The organism is Streptomyces sp. NPDC006012, from assembly GCF_042871185.1.
Classification (GTDB): domain Bacteria; phylum Actinomycetota; class Actinomycetes; order Streptomycetales; family Streptomycetaceae; genus Streptomyces.
The window spans coordinates 313,305-327,031 of the sequence record NZ_JBIAIE010000004.1; the positions used below are offsets into that span (position 1 = coordinate 313,305).

The 13,727-nt window shown below is 71.9% G+C and carries 12 protein-coding genes and 1 pseudogene; 8 read left to right on the top strand and 5 right to left on the bottom strand.

Annotation, left to right across the window (positions count from 1 at the left end; genetic code table 11):
* Positions 1–20 precede the first annotated feature (20 nt).
* Both ACFYPJ_RS10840 and ACFYPJ_RS10845 read left to right on the top strand, forming a co-directional pair.
* Positions 21–2,702 (top strand): DEAD/DEAH box helicase, encoded by a 2,682-nt coding sequence (locus ACFYPJ_RS10840; protein WP_389014029.1) that lies wholly within the window; start codon positions 21–23, stop codon positions 2,700–2,702.
* Between the two features lie 256 nt (positions 2,703–2,958).
* Positions 2,959–3,831: an alpha/beta fold hydrolase gene (locus tag ACFYPJ_RS10845; protein ID WP_389013680.1), complete on the top strand. Its 873-nt coding sequence runs from the start codon at positions 2,959–2,961 to the stop codon at positions 3,829–3,831.
* Between the two features lie 59 nt (positions 3,832–3,890).
* On the opposite strand, the gene ACFYPJ_RS10850 is transcribed toward ACFYPJ_RS10845, so the two are convergent.
* Entirely contained in the window at positions 3,891–4,784 is an 894-nt protein-coding gene (locus tag ACFYPJ_RS10850) for an NYN domain-containing protein (protein ID WP_389013683.1), read from the bottom strand.
* 171 nt (positions 4,785–4,955) lie between these two features.
* Between ACFYPJ_RS10850 and ACFYPJ_RS10855 the strand changes: the two genes are divergently transcribed.
* Complete coding sequence (locus ACFYPJ_RS10855; protein WP_376529819.1) at positions 4,956–5,108, top strand: hypothetical protein; 153 nt, start codon at positions 4,956–4,958, stop codon at positions 5,106–5,108.
* 105 nt (positions 5,109–5,213) lie between these two features.
* Here the strand turns inward: ACFYPJ_RS10855 and ACFYPJ_RS10860 are convergent, their stop codons facing one another.
* Together ACFYPJ_RS10860 and ACFYPJ_RS10865 are read right to left on the bottom strand one after the other, a co-directional pair.
* Complete coding sequence (locus ACFYPJ_RS10860) at positions 5,214–6,080, bottom strand: PHP domain-containing protein (RefSeq protein ID WP_389013687.1); 867 nt, start codon at positions 6,078–6,080, stop codon at positions 5,214–5,216.
* A gap of 58 nt (positions 6,081–6,138) precedes the next feature.
* A complete protein-coding gene (locus ACFYPJ_RS10865) occupies positions 6,139–6,780 on the bottom strand; it encodes a DUF6758 family protein (protein ID WP_389013690.1) in 642 nt (213 codons plus the stop codon).
* 191 nt (positions 6,781–6,971) lie between these two features.
* On the opposite strand from ACFYPJ_RS10865, the pseudogene ACFYPJ_RS10870 reads away from it, so the two are divergent.
* Positions 6,972–7,807 (top strand): annotated as a pseudogene (locus ACFYPJ_RS10870) (MFS transporter); the annotation flags it as partial.
* Between the two features lie 62 nt (positions 7,808–7,869).
* Here the strand turns inward: ACFYPJ_RS10870 and ACFYPJ_RS10875 are convergent.
* Positions 7,870–8,466, bottom strand: a complete 597-nt coding sequence (locus ACFYPJ_RS10875) for a suppressor of fused domain protein (RefSeq protein WP_389013693.1) — start codon at positions 8,464–8,466, stop codon at positions 7,870–7,872.
* 493 nt (positions 8,467–8,959) lie between these two features.
* On the opposite strand from ACFYPJ_RS10875, the gene ACFYPJ_RS10880 reads away from it, so the two are divergent.
* Together ACFYPJ_RS10880 and ACFYPJ_RS10885 are read left to right on the top strand one after the other, a co-directional pair.
* Complete coding sequence (locus ACFYPJ_RS10880; RefSeq protein ID WP_389013696.1) at positions 8,960–10,093, top strand: magnesium and cobalt transport protein CorA; 1,134 nt, start codon at positions 8,960–8,962, stop codon at positions 10,091–10,093.
* 46 nt (positions 10,094–10,139) lie between these two features.
* Entirely contained in the window at positions 10,140–10,691 is a 552-nt protein-coding gene (locus tag ACFYPJ_RS10885) for a hypothetical protein (RefSeq protein WP_389013699.1), read from the top strand.
* A 65-nt stretch (positions 10,692–10,756) separates the two neighbouring features.
* Here ACFYPJ_RS10885 and ACFYPJ_RS10890 read toward each other — a convergent pair whose 3' ends face one another.
* Complete coding sequence (locus ACFYPJ_RS10890; RefSeq protein ID WP_389013702.1) at positions 10,757–11,512, bottom strand: hypothetical protein; 756 nt, start codon at positions 11,510–11,512, stop codon at positions 10,757–10,759.
* Between the two features lie 267 nt (positions 11,513–11,779).
* On the opposite strand from ACFYPJ_RS10890, the gene ACFYPJ_RS10895 reads away from it, so the two are divergent.
* On the top strand, positions 11,780–13,063 hold the full coding sequence (locus ACFYPJ_RS10895) for a magnesium transporter MgtE N-terminal domain-containing protein (protein ID WP_389013705.1): 1,284 nt from the start codon (positions 11,780–11,782) through the stop codon (positions 13,061–13,063).
* The gene (locus tag ACFYPJ_RS10900) at positions 13,053–13,622 is read left to right on the top strand and encodes a DUF1003 domain-containing protein (protein WP_389013708.1); all 570 of its coding nucleotides are present in this window, start codon (positions 13,053–13,055) and stop codon (positions 13,620–13,622) included. Before ACFYPJ_RS10895 ends, ACFYPJ_RS10900 begins: the two co-directional genes overlap by 11 nt.
* Positions 13,623–13,727 lie beyond the last annotated feature (105 nt).

Here is a 13,727-nt window from a genome sequence, read left to right on the forward strand (position 1 = left end):
CGCCCTTCCCGATCCAGGAGATGACGCTTCCCGTCGCCCTCTCCGGGACGGACGTCATCGGCCAGGCCAAGACCGGCACCGGCAAGACGCTGGGCTTCGGCCTCCCGCTCCTGGAGCGGGTGACCGTGCCCGCCGACGTCGAGGCGGGCCGGGCCGCGCCCGAGGCGCTCACCGAGGCGCCGCAGGCGCTCGTGGTCGTCCCCACCCGCGAGCTGTGCACGCAGGTCACCAACGACCTGCTGACCGCGGGCAAGGTACGCAACGTGCGGGTGACCGCGATCTACGGCGGCCGGGCCTACGAACCCCAGGTGGAAGCCCTCAAGCTGGGCGTCGACGTGGTCGTCGGCACCCCGGGCCGCCTGCTCGACCTCGCCGGGCAGAAGAAGCTGAACCTGAAGCACGTCAAGTGCCTGGTCCTGGACGAGGCCGACGAGATGCTCGACCTGGGCTTCCTGCCCGACGTCGAGAAGATCATCGACATGCTCCCGGCCAAGCGGCAGACGATGCTGTTCTCGGCGACCATGCCGGGCGCGGTGATCGGCCTCGCGCGTCGGTACATGTCCCGGCCCACGCACATCCGCGCCACCGCGCCGGACGACGAGGGCGCGACGGTCGCCAACATCAAGCAGTTCGTCTACCGCGGTCACTCCATGGACAAGCCGGAGATGATCGCGCGCATTCTCCAGGCCGACGGCCGCGGACTGGCGATGATCTTCTGCCGGACGAAGCGGACGGCGGCGGACATCGCCGAGCAGCTCCAGCGGCGCGGTTTCGCCTCCGGCGCGGTCCACGGCGACCTCGGCCAGGGCGCCCGCGAGCAGGCGCTGCGCGCCTTCCGCAACGGCAAGGTCGACGTCCTCGTCTGTACCGACGTCGCCGCGCGCGGCATCGACGTCGAGGGCGTGACCCACGTCATCAACTACCAGTCCCCCGAGGACGAGAAGACGTACCTGCACCGCGTCGGCCGGACCGGCCGGGCGGGCGCCAAGGGTACGGCGATCACGTTCGTCGACTGGGACGACATCCCGCGCTGGCAGCTGATCAACAAGGCGCTGGAGCTGGGCTTCAACGACCCGGTGGAGACGTACTCGACCTCCCCGCACCTCTTCGCCGACCTCGGCATCCCCGAGGGCACCAAGGGTGTCCTGCCGCGCTCCGAGCGCACCCGCGCGGGTCTGGAGGCGGAGGAGCTGGAGGACCTCGGCGAGACCGGCGGCCGCGGTGCGCGCGGTCGCGGCGGGCGGAGCGGCGGCCGGAGCGAGTCCCGGCCCGACGAGCGCGAGCGCCCGGCCCGCACACCGCGCCGCCGTCGCCGTACGCGCGGCGGAACACCGCTCGACTCCGCGCCGGCCGGGTCCGGCACGGCACCGGGCGGCTCCGTGGCACCGGACAGCGCCGAGACCGGCGCGGAGGAAGCGACGGCGGCCCGTACGCCGCGCCGCCGTCGCCGCATGCGCGGCGGGGCGCCCGCGGAGCCGGCGGCGGTCAGCTCCGTGGAGCAGTCACCGGCCACCGAGCCGGCCCAGGCAGCACAGGCCGCCGAGGCCGCGCTGACGACGGCGGAGGGTCCCGCGGCGGTCGAGACCGCCGAGCCGCAACCACGCCGCCGCCGTACGCGCAAGACGTCGGAACGGTCGGTGGCGCCGGCCGAGACCAGCGCCACCGAGGCGGTCGTCGCCCCTTCGGCCGTCGTCGAGACCGCCGCGGCTCCTGTCTTCGTCCAGCCGGAAGCGGCCGTCGAAGCCGTCGCCGCGGCAGCCGTGGCGACGCCGGACGCGGAGGCGGAGGCCAAGCCTCGCCGCCGTACGCGCAAGGCGGCAGCGGCCGCCGAGGTCGCGGTGGACACCGTCGAGGCCGCTGAGGCGAAGCCCAAGGCCCGCCGTACCCGCAAGACCGCCGCCGCGCCGGTCGCCGTCGTGGACGGGGACGGTGCGGCCGACGCCGTGGTGGCCGACGCCGCCACGGACGCCGCCAAGCCGCGTCGCCGTACGCGCAAGACGGCCGTGGCCGCCGAGGTCGCGGTGGACACCGCCGAGGCCACGGAGGCGAAGCCCGAGCGCAGGACCCGCAAGGCGACCGCCGCTGCCGCCCCCGCCGAGGCACCCGCAGCGACCGTAGAAGCCGAGGCGAAGCCGAAGCGGACCCGCAAGACCACGGCCACGGCCGAGGCCGCTGTGGACACCGCCGAGGGTGTGGCCGCCAAGCCGAAGCGCACCCGCAAGGCTGCGACCGCCGAGGTCACCGCGGACGCGTCGGAGGCGACCGCCGAGGCCAAGCCGAAGCGGACCCGTAAAACCGCCGCGGCCACGGCTGCGGCGGAGACGGCGGTGGACACCGCCGAGGGTACGGAGGCGAAGCCGAAGCGCACCCGGAAGACGGCCGCGGCCGCCGTGGACGCCACCGAGGCCGCGGAGACCACGCCGAAGCGCACGCGCAAGACGGCCGCCGCCGCTGCCACGGACGGTGAGGAGGCGGCGCCCAAGGTCCGTCGGACCCGGAAGGCCGCCGCCGAACCGGCGAGCGCCGGCATCCCGGCGCAGGCCACCGAGGAGCCGGAGGTCAAGCCGAGGCGGCGCACGCGCAAGGCCACGGCCGAGGCGGCACCGGTCGCTTCCGCGACCACCGACGGCAGCTCCGAGGCGAAGCCCAGGGTCCGCAGGACCCGGAAGGCCACCGCGGCGGCGGAGACCCCGGAGTCCTGACCGCCTGACCCGGCACCCCAGTCCGGTCGAACCCCGACGGCCCGGCCCGCTCCCCGCGGGACCGGGCCGTCGGCGTGGCGGGCATCGGCGTGGCGGACCGCCGCTGGGCCTGGCTGTCGGTGGGGCGGGCCATCGGCATGGGTGGGCAGTTGACGTGACGGGCCGCGGTGGGCCGGGCCGTTGACGTGGCGGGATTCACCTTCGCTCCTCCTGCCTGCCCTCCTCCCGACCGCGCCCGCCCGCTAGCCTCTGGGGCATGAGCAGGCCGCCTTCCTTCGTCCCGCCGCCCGGCACCCGCGCCTACGCGTTGCACACCGCGCGTGGTGAGTTCGCCGTGGTCGACTCCCCCGTGGCCGACGGTGTTCAGCCGCGGGGGGTGGCGCTGCTGCTGCCCGGGTTCACCGGGAGCAAGGAGGACTTCAACCCGCTGCTCGTGCAGTTCGCGCGGCGCGGCTACCGGGCGGTGGCCGTCGACGGACGCGGACAGTACGAGTCGGACGGCCCGCAGGACGACGAATCCGCCTATGCGCAGGCGGAGCTGGCACGGGACGTGCTGGCGCAGGCCGCGGCGCTCGATACCCCGGTGCATCTGCTGGGCCACTCCCTGGGCGGGCAGATCGCGCGCGCGGCGGTGCTCCTCGACGCCGTTCCGTTCCGCTCGCTGACCCTCATGGCCTCCGGGCCGGCCCAGGTCTCCGTCTCCCAGCAGCAGCGCGTGAAGCTGCTGCGGGACGCCCTCGCCGTGCTGTCGATGGCCCAGGTGTGGGAGGCCATGCAGGCCATGGAGCCGCCCGAGGAGACCGAGGTCGACGGCGGCCCGGACGACCGGACACAGCTGCGGCTGCGCTGGCTCGGCAACAAGCCGGCCCAACTGCTCGCCACCGGCCGCCAGTTGTGCACCGAGCCGGACCGCGTCGGTGAACTCGCCGCCGTGACGCTGCCGTTCCACGTGCTGTCCGGCGCGTCCGACGACACCTGGCCGGTGCCGCTCCTCGACGACATGGCCGTACGCCTCGGGGCCCACAGGACCGTCATCGCGGGCGCGGAGCACTCCCCCAACACCGACCAGCCACTGGCGACGGCCCGCGCCCTCGCGGACTTCTGGGACCGGACGGGCGCGGACGGCTGACCCGGCGGAGGACGGCGGCACCGCACCGGTCGCCGTGTCAGCCGTACGGCGTCACCGCGTCAGTACTGCGTCCGCAGGTGCTCCCAGAAGCCGTCCCGCAGCGCGCGTCTCAGGTCCGCCTGGCCGCGCAGCGAGTACTGGAGCAGCGCTTCCGCGTCGACCAGCAGATCCTGATCGACCGAGCCGGGCAGATAGGGGTGGCCGGGCAGCAGCTCCATCAGGTTCTCCCGGCCGCGGGCGGACAGCCACTTCGCCGCGATCTGGGCGCCGACGAAGCGTACGTCCTCGCGCGTGGGCCGGGACCCCGTGCCCTCGTAGGCGGGGGCGGTGCGCCGGGAGACGTACGGCTTGAAGAAGTCCAGGTCGAAGGTGCGCTGGCTGTCGACCTCCCAGAGCAGGGGCTCCGCCTGGTTGCGGCCCTCGGGTGCCTCGATGCCCCAGAGGTGGACCCGGGCGCCGTAGCCCTGGGCCGCCTCCACCGCGGAGACCAGGTCCTCGTCGCCGCCGATGAGCGCCGCGTCGCTGATGGCGCGGTGCCGGGCCAGGGACTCCAGGTCGGTGCGGATGAGTGAGTCGACGCCCTTCTGCTGGTTGTTGGCGTTCAGATTGCCGAGGCGGACCTTCACGTCGGGCAGTTCCGCGATGGACTGCTGCTCGGCGGTGTGGATACGGCGCCGGGCGCCGTCGTACCAGTAGACCCTGAGCAGCCTGCTGTCCGCGAAGATCGTGCGGGCGCGGTCGATGAGCGCCTCGATCATTCCTTCCGCGTCGAGGTCGAAGGCCCGGCGGTCCTCCGTCCCGGCCACCAGGCGTCCCGCGGCCGCGTAGAGGTATCCGGCGTCGACGAAGATCGCGTGGGTGGAGGGCGTCTTCGCCACTTCGGCGAGCATGCGCTGAAGCAGCTCGTTCGTGCGGTCGATGCGGGCTTGGATGCCGGTGAGGTCGTCATTCATCACCTCCATTGTCCCGGCGGTCACGCAGCGAACACAACCGGTCCCGGTCGGTCTTGCAATCAGCTCTTACCTATCAGTACTTAGCCGTTCGAAAATTTTCCTTAGCGTAGGGAATGTTTGTACCGCGCATCCCGTTGAATCAGACAGAACGAAGAGACGAAGGGAGAGGCCATGCGCTTCGAGATCATGCGACTCGACGAGGTCGACGGAACGCCCGTGGACAGCACTGTCGTGGATGCCGCCTCCGTCAACCGGATCGTGCAGCAGGCCGCCGCCATCGGACAGCGGCTGTGGATCCGGCCCGCCGAGAGCCAGACCTCGTAACGGTCGACGACGACGGTCGACGGCGACGGTCATCGTCGCCGAGAACTTCGGAGCCCCCGCACGGCAGGACTGCCGGACGGGGGCTCCGCGCGTTCGGGACGGGTGTCAGACCCCGCCGGTCCCGAGGACGGGGGCGGCGCCGGTCGCTCGCCGGACGATCTCGCCGTACACCTCGGGATCGGTGGTGTACGCGCCGAGCGCCACGGTCTTCCGGCTGCCGTGGTAGTCCGAGGAGCCCGTGACCAGCAGCCCCAAATCCTTCGCCAGGCCGCGCAGCCGGTCGCGGGCGTCGACGTCGTGGGCGACGTGGTCGATGTGGTCGACCTCGATGCCGTCGAGTCCGGCCGCGGCCATCTCGGCGATGGCGGACTCCGGCACCGTACGCCCGCGCTTGGCGGCGGCCGGATGCGCGAAGACGGTGACGCCGCCGGCGGCCTTGACCAGCCGGATGGCCTCGAACGGGTCGGTCTCGTGCTTCTCCACGAAGGCCCGGCCGCCGTCGGCGAGCCACTCCTCGGTGAACGCGTCGCTCACGGTCGGCACGACTCCCAGCTCGACGAGCGCGGACGCGACGTGCGGCCGCCCGACGGAACCGTCACCGGCGATCCGCTTCACCTGCTCCCAGGTGATCGGGACGCCCAGTTCGGCGAGCTTGGCGATCATGCTCTGCGCCCGCGGCACCCGGTCGTCCCGGACCAGCTCGCGCTCGGCGAGCAGGGCGGGCTCCCCGGGGTCGAAGAGGTAGGCCAGCAGGTGCATGGAGATGCCGTCGATGCGGCAGGACAGCTCGGCGCCCGGGACGAGGGTGAGCCCGGCCGGGAGCGCGGCGACGGCCTCGGCGTACCCGCGGGTGGTGTCGTGATCGGTCAGGGCGACGACGTCCAGACCGGCCGCGGCGGCGTGGCGCACCAGTTCGGCCGGGGTGTCCGTGCCGTCCGAGGCCGTGGAGTGGCAGTGCAGGTCGATACGCACGAAGCAGGCTCCAGGCGGAGACGGGACCAGGGGATCAGCTAAAGCATAACGGCGGCGGTCAGGGCTTCAGGAGCCTCGGGGACAGCGCACCGCAGGGCACCAGGTCCAGTTCGGCGCCCGCGTCCCGCAGGTCGGTCAGCACCAGTTCGTCGTACATGATCAGCCCCGTCTGCTCGGGCCACACCACCGCCCACAGCCACAGCCCGCGGGCCTCGCCCGCGAAGACGGCACGGTCGCCGGGGGCGCCGGTGACATGCCACAGGGGGGCCGGCCGGCCGGCCGCCAGCACCTTGGCCTGGGGCGGTTTCTCGACGCTCAGATACGGTCCCGGGTCCGGACCCTCGATGCCGGCGTAGTACGCACCGAGGCCGACCCCCAGTTCCTCCGCGACCAGGATCAGTTCGCCGATGCCCCCCAGCGGGCCGGGTCCCGAGCACGCCACCGCGGTCGCCCGGCCGCCGCTGCGGTCGTCGCCCGCGCAGGCCACGCCGGTGAACAGCCAGCCGACCGGCAGCGGCCAGGGCATCCACACCGGTACCTGCGTGCGCTGGACCACGACGCTGAGCGCCTCGACGCTGGGCGGGATGACGGGCTGCAACGGGTGCACCGTCCCGTGCACGTCGCACTGCCAGGAGTCGGCGAAGAGTCCGGGAGCCCTGACCCGGCCCCCGCACTTCGGGCAACTGGGTTCGCCCCTCATAGGGCCCCACGGTCCTACCCGCGCTCGCCCACGTCAAGGACGATCACCCGTCCGGGCGGATTCCTCGGCCCGAGAAACTAGATGTATGTCACATTAATTAGGGGCGCTAACTTAGCAGGTGCCTAGGGCGACGCGCGATGGACGGCCCCTCCGGGGGCCGGTGTCCGGGTGGGAGTACACATGGACGGAGCGCGGCGGCCGACGGAAGCGCCGCCGCGATCCTGCTGTACGAGTCCGCGCTCGGCCTCGGCATGGCCTGCGGCCCGCTGCTGGGCGCGGTGTTCGGCAACGCCAGCTGGCGCTACCCGTTCTGCGGGACGGCCACCCTGATGGCGGTCGGCTTCCTGTGCATCACTGCGTTCCTGAAGGAGCAGCCCAGGCCCGCCCGCAGGACCGCGCTGCTCGACCCGCTCAGGGCGCTCGGCCACGGCGGACTCGCCTCGGCGGCGGCCTCGGCGTTCTTCTACAACTACACGTTCTTCACCGTGCTGGCCTTCACCCCGTTCGTGCTGAACCTGTCCCCGTACCGCTCGGGCGCCGTGTTCTTCGCGTGGGGCCTGCTGCTCGCCGTCTTCTCGGTGCTCGTGGCCCCGCGGGCGCAGCAGCGGTTCGGTTCGGTTCGCTCAAGGTGCTCGGCGCCTCGCTGGTGCTGCTCGCCGCGGACGTGCTCGTGCTCGGCTACGGCGACCACACCACGGCCGTCGTCTGCACCATCCTGTCCGGCGCGTTCATCGGCGTGAACAACAGCGTCTACACCGAACTGGCCCTGGGCGTCTCGGACGCCCCACACCCGGTGGCGAGCGCCGGATACAACTTCGTGCGCTGGTTCGCCGCGGCGGCGGCTCCCTACTTCGCGCCGAAGATCGAGAGGTGGACCGACAGCCGCGTCCCGTTCGCGGTGGCGGCGGTCACCGCGCTGCTCGGCGCGGCCATGGTCGTCGTACGGCGCAAGGCGCTGTCCGCCGAAGCCGCGGAGCCGGAGACCCGGCAGGCCGCGGAGGACGGAGTCGGCGTCTTCGCCAACTGAGCCCTTCCGGCCAGGATTCGGTGAGATCCGTCACTCGCGGCCGGGCTCCCGGCCGGACCCGGTCAGTCGAGCGGGACGGCTGCGCGGGCGGGGTCCCGCAGATCCGTCCCGTTCGTCAGCCAGCGCTCCTGGAGGGCCTGCGCGCCGTGCACCCGCTTCCAGGCGGCCTCGTTCGCGGTCATCGGCAGCAGCGGCAGGAACCGTACGGGATCCCTCGGCACGTCCAGCTCCAGATCCTCGACCAGTCCGCCGGGCTCGGCGACCAGGACGGAGCTGAAGGGTGCGCCCGGCCACAGCGGGCCGCCCACGTCGAGGGAACCGCCGGGAGCCACGATCACACCCTCGACCTGTGGTGAAGCGGCCAGTACGGCGAGCGGGCGGAGCACCTTGTCGGTGTCGGCGCGACCGGCGCGGACGGACAGCACCAGCTCGGCGCGCGGGCCTTCGACGGGGTCGGCGAGCAGCGCCGCGGGATCCGTCATGGGCTGGGCGGACATGCCGAGCGTGGCGTAGCGGACGATGTCCCCGTCGGGGTCGCGGTCATGGAAGCGGAGCACCTCGATACGGTCCGTGCCGACGAAGGTGACGGCCGCGCGCGCGTCCGGTGCGCCCAGAGCGGTCGTCAACCGGGCCTCGACCAGAGGAAGAACATCAACCATGCGGTGAATATAGAACTCGTCAGTGCCGGGCAAAGCGGCGCCTTGACACTGCGGTCGGCTGATACTCTTGGCCGGTGGTTCGGGCAGCACGCAGAAGCGTCGCATCGAGTCCCGACACCTGTGAGACTCCCCGACGGGGAATGGACCGTCCCTTACGAGGGACTGGCTGGAGGAGGTGGGGCTGTCATGGATCGAAGTCGACCGTGCAGTACCACTCGCTCTTCCGGTCGTTGATGTAGCCCGTTCCTGATCTGGTCTGCTGGCACCTCTCGCGCTCGCGCCGTCGTCCGTGCCCTCGGAAGAGCACGTCGTTCTGTTCTGCCTGATCTGTTTGATCTGAATCAGCAGCGAAGCTCGCCACCGCGACGGTGCGGTGCTCCCCGCTTTGTGGACGTGCCAAACATGCGCACCGAGGACGTCCATATTCCGGGCAGTTTCAGCCGTCACAACGGCCCTCTCGCGCTTCGCCGCTCACCGCGAAGGAGAGCTCGCCATGTCGATGATCCGCGACCTGCGTGCCGTGGTCCGCCCCTCCCGTCCCTCGCTGCGCAAGGCCGCGCCGCGCCGGGACAGCCTGGTCTACGACACCACCCGCGATCCCGCGACCCCCTCCGCCATCGTCGACTGCGCCGTCTACCGCGACGGCGCACGCGTCGAGAGCGCGAAGCCGCTGAGCCCGCACGAGGCGATGCGCCAGGTGCGGCGCGACGGCGGTTTCGTGTGGATCGGCCTGCACGAACCGACGGAGGCCGAATTCGCCGGTATCGCGGGCGAGTTCGGGCTGCACCCGCTGGCCGTGGAGGACGCGGTGCAGGCACACCAGCGGCCGAAGCTGGAGCGGTACGACGACTCGCTGTTCACCGTCTTCAAGACCGTGCACTACGTCGAGCACGACCAGCTCACCGCCACCAGCGAGGTCGTGGAGACCGGCGAGGTCATGTGCTTCACCGGCCGGAACTTCTTCATCACCGTCCGGCACGGCGGGCAGGGGTCGCTGCGGACGCTGCGGCACCGGTTGCAGGACGACCCGCAGTTGCTCGCCAAGGGGCCCTCGGCGGTGCTGCACGCGATCGCCGACCACGTCGTCGACGGGTATCTCGCGGTCGCGGACGCGGTACAGATCGACATCGACGAGGTGGAGACCGAGGTCTTCTCGCCCGGCCGCAAGGGCGGGGTGTCGCGCGGCGTGGACTCGGCGCGGATCTACCAGCTCAAGCGCGAGGTCCTGGAGTTCAAGCGCGCCGTCTCGCCCCTGCTGCGGCCCATGCAGTTGCTGAGCGAGCGGCCGATGCGGCTGATCGACCCCGAGATCCAGAAGTACTTCCGGGACGTGGCCGACCATGTCACCCGGGTGCAGGAGCAGGTCGTGGGCTTCGACGAACTGCTCAACTCCATCCTCCAGGCCAACCTGGCGCAGGCGTCGGTCGCGCAGAACGAGGACATGCGGAAGATCACGGCCTGGGCCGCGATCATCGCCGTACCGACGATGGTGTGCGGCGTGTACGGCATGAACTTCAAGTACATGCCCGAGTTGGAGTGGAAGTACGGCTACCCGCTGATCATGGGCATCACGGCCACCCTCTGTCTGACCATCCACCGCACGCTCAAGCGCAACGGCTGGCTGTGACGGCGACGGCGGCCCCGGCCGCGGGGCGGCTGGCTAGGCTGGACGCATGACAACCGAGCTGCTCGATGGGGCCCTCGTCGAGGAGGCCACGAAGAAGTCCGGCCTCGTCTGGGTCCGCGGCGCCGAGGCGCCCGCGGCACGCGCGCTGTGGCACGTGTGGCACGACGGAGCGGTGTGCCTGGTCGGCGACGGACCCGGGGAACAACCGCTGCCCGGCCTCACGGACGGCGGCACCGCCGAGGTGACCGTACGCAGCAAGGACAAGGGCGGCCGGCTGGTCGGCTGGACGGCGACGGTGGCCGAACTCCCCGCGGGGTCCGAGGGGTGGGAGACGGCCGTGGCCGAGCTGAAGGGCAAGCGGCTCAACGCGCCCGACGGCGAGGCCATGACGGACCGCTGGGCCCGCGAGTGCCGGGTGCTCCGTCTGACGCCGACCGGGGCGACGGCCCCGCTGCCGGACGGCCCGCTGGCCGAGCCGCCGCTGCCGACCCCGGCGACGACCCGCCGCCCGGTCCCCGCGGGCCTGCCACGGCTGCTGGCCAGGCGTGGCAGGGGCGGGAGGCATGACAGGGGCGACAAGGGCGACAGGCGCAAGTAGGGCGCGGGGGCCAGTCGGACCATGGGACGCGGCGCGACCGGTGAAACCGGGCGCCGCGCGCCCGGCTAGGACGCCGGGAGCTGTTTGCCGTAGTCCACGGTGTCGGCCTTCGACGGCTCCTTGAGGGTGAAGCCCTTGTCCCAGTCGGAGAAGCTGAGCGTCCCCGCGCCGCCGGCCCGGGCCAGGTTGAGCGGGTACGGCTTGCCCTCCAGGGAGACGTCAAGGGTGCCGCCGGCGCCCTTGTCGCCGGTGATGCGGATGGTGCGGACCCCGGACTGCTCGTGGTGGCCGTCGGTCGTCAGGTCACCGTGCAGCGTCAGCAGCCCGTCGAGGAGTACGTCCTTGTCCGTGAAACCGCTGAACTTCTTGTAGGCCGGGTCGCCGTGCGGCACCTTCACGTACTTGCCGTCCAGCTTGTCCGCGCTCGCCGCGTCCCCGCCCTTCGCGCCGGCGCCGTCCACGTGACGCCAGAAGTCCACGTCGGCCTTCAGATACAGCTGGTCGCCGATCCGCAGCAACTGGAAGGCCGCCCCCTTGGAGGTGACCGAACCGGTGCCCCCGTCGGCATTCAGCCGCATGTCGAGCTGGTACGTCTTCCCGCTGGCCACCACGGTCCCCGACAGGCGCAGCGCCCCGGCCGAGTCCGCCGCCGACCGGGTCCTGGACTGGATCTGGCCGGCGGACAGTCTGCCCACTCCGTTGGTGCCCGCGTCCGGATCCTCACTGCACCCCGTGACCCCTGTCGCCCCGGCCACGGCCAGGGTGGACATCGCGGTCACCAACGCGGCCCGGCGAACACGGCCCGGCGGAATCACGGTCACAGGCGGGGCTGCCTCTCTGCTGGAACCTGAACGGCGTACGGCAGCGTACCCGGGGCCGTCGGCGTGTGCCGGAGCCAGTCCGTCCGGACCGCTCACCAGGGCGTATCCGATCGGTACGGGCTAGCCTGATCCACACCGAGCGGGCAATTCGGAAAGGGGATGAGGAAAGGCGCGATCATCGGCATCCCGCCCGCGCCCAGGAAACCCAGGAACCCCAGGAACCCCAGGAAGCACAAGAAGGCCCAAGGAAGCCGAGGAAGCACAGTCATGGCAGCCGGCGCCCCCCGGATCTTCGTCTCGCACCTCGCCGGGATCCCCGTCTTCGACCCGAACGGCGACCAGGTGGGCCGTGTGCGGGACCTCGTCGTCATGCTGCGCGTCGGACGCCGTCCGCCGCGCCTGCTCGGCCTGGTCGTCGAACTGTCCACCCGGCGCCGCATCTTCCTCCCCATGACCCGGGTGATCAGCATCGAGTCCGGCCAGGTCATCACCACCGGGGTGCTCAACGTCCGGCGCTTCGAACAGCGGCCCACCGAACGGCTCGTCTTCGGGGAACTGCTCGACCGCCGTGTCACGCTCGCCGAGAGCGGCGAGGAGGTCACCGTCCTGGACCTGTCGGTGCAGCATCTGCCGGCCCGCCGGGACTGGGAGGTCGAGCGCGTCTTCGTGCGCAAGGGGCGCAAGGGCGGCGCCTTCCGCAGGCGCGGCGGCGAGACGCTGACCGTGGAGTGGTCGGCCGTGGACGGGTTCTCCCTGGAGGAGCACGGGCAGGGCGCCGAGAACCTGCTCGCCACCTTCGAGCAGTTGCGCCCCGCCGACCTGGCCAACGTGCTGCACCACCTGTCCGCCAAACGGCGTGCCGAGGTCGCCGCCGCCCTGGACGACGACCGTCTCGCCGACGTCCTGGAGGAACTGCCGGAGGACGACCAGATCGAGATCCTCGGCAAACTCCAGGAGGAACGGGCCGCCGACATCCTGGAGGCCATGGACCCGGACGACGCGGCCGACCTGCTCGGCGAACTGCCCGAGGACGACAAGGAGCGGCTGCTGAGCCTGATGCAGCCGGCCGACGCGGCCGACATGCGGCGCCTGATGTCCTACGAGGAGCACACGGCCGGCGGGCTCATGACCACCGAGCCGATCGTGCTGCGGCCGGACGCGACCGTCGCCGACGCCCTCGCCCGCGTCCGCAACCCCGATCTGTCCCCGGCCCTGGCCGCCCAGGTCTACGTGTGCCGGCCGCCCGACGAGACCCCGACCGGCAAGTACCTGGGCACCGTCCACTTCCAGCACCTGCTGCGCGACCCGCCGTACACCCTGTGCAGCTCGCTGGTCGACGACGACCTGCAGGTCCTCGCCCCGGACGCGTCGCTGCCGGTGGTCGCCGGGTTCTTCGCGACGTACGACATGGTCGCGGCGCCGGTCGTCGACGAGTCCGGGTCGCTGCTGGGCGCGGTGACCGTGGACGACGTCCTGGACCACCTGCTGCCCGACGACTGGCGGGAGACGGAGTTCCACCTGGACGAGGGGAGGGCCGCGCATGGCACCTGAGCGCGACGGCGCCCGCGAGCGCACCCCCGCGGGCGCCACCGCCGCCGGCAGGCGGTCCCGTGCGCCCCGTCTCTACCGTCTCGACCAGCCGCGCCCGCGCCGGCGCCGGATCACTCCCGAGTGGGACCCGGAGACCTTCGGACGGCTGTCGGAGCGGGTCGCCCGGTTCCTCGGCACGTGGCGCTTCATCGTCTGGATGACGATCGTCATTGCGGTGTGGCTGGTGTGGAACATCACCGCGCCGCACTTCCTGCGCTTCGACCCGTACCCGTTCATCTTCCTGACGCTGGTGCTGTCCCTCCAGGCGTCCTACGCGGCCCCGCTGATCCTGCTGGCGCAGAACCGGCAGGACGACCGCGACCGGGTCAACCTGGAGCAGGACCGCAGGCAGAACGAACGGTCCATCGCGGACACCGAGTACCTGACCCGGGAGATCGCGGCGCTGCGGATGGGGCTGGGCGAGGTGGCGACCCGGGACTGGATCAGATCCGAGCTCCAGGACCTCCAGGACGAGATCGTGGAACACCGGACCTCCACCGTGCCGGAAGACGGTTCCTGACGTTCAGGCCGGACGAACGCCGTAACATCGTCCTTGTGACTCCGCCTCTCCCGAAGGAGCGGCTTCTCACTCGAACGCTTCCGCGTCCTCATGACGGACAAGCCC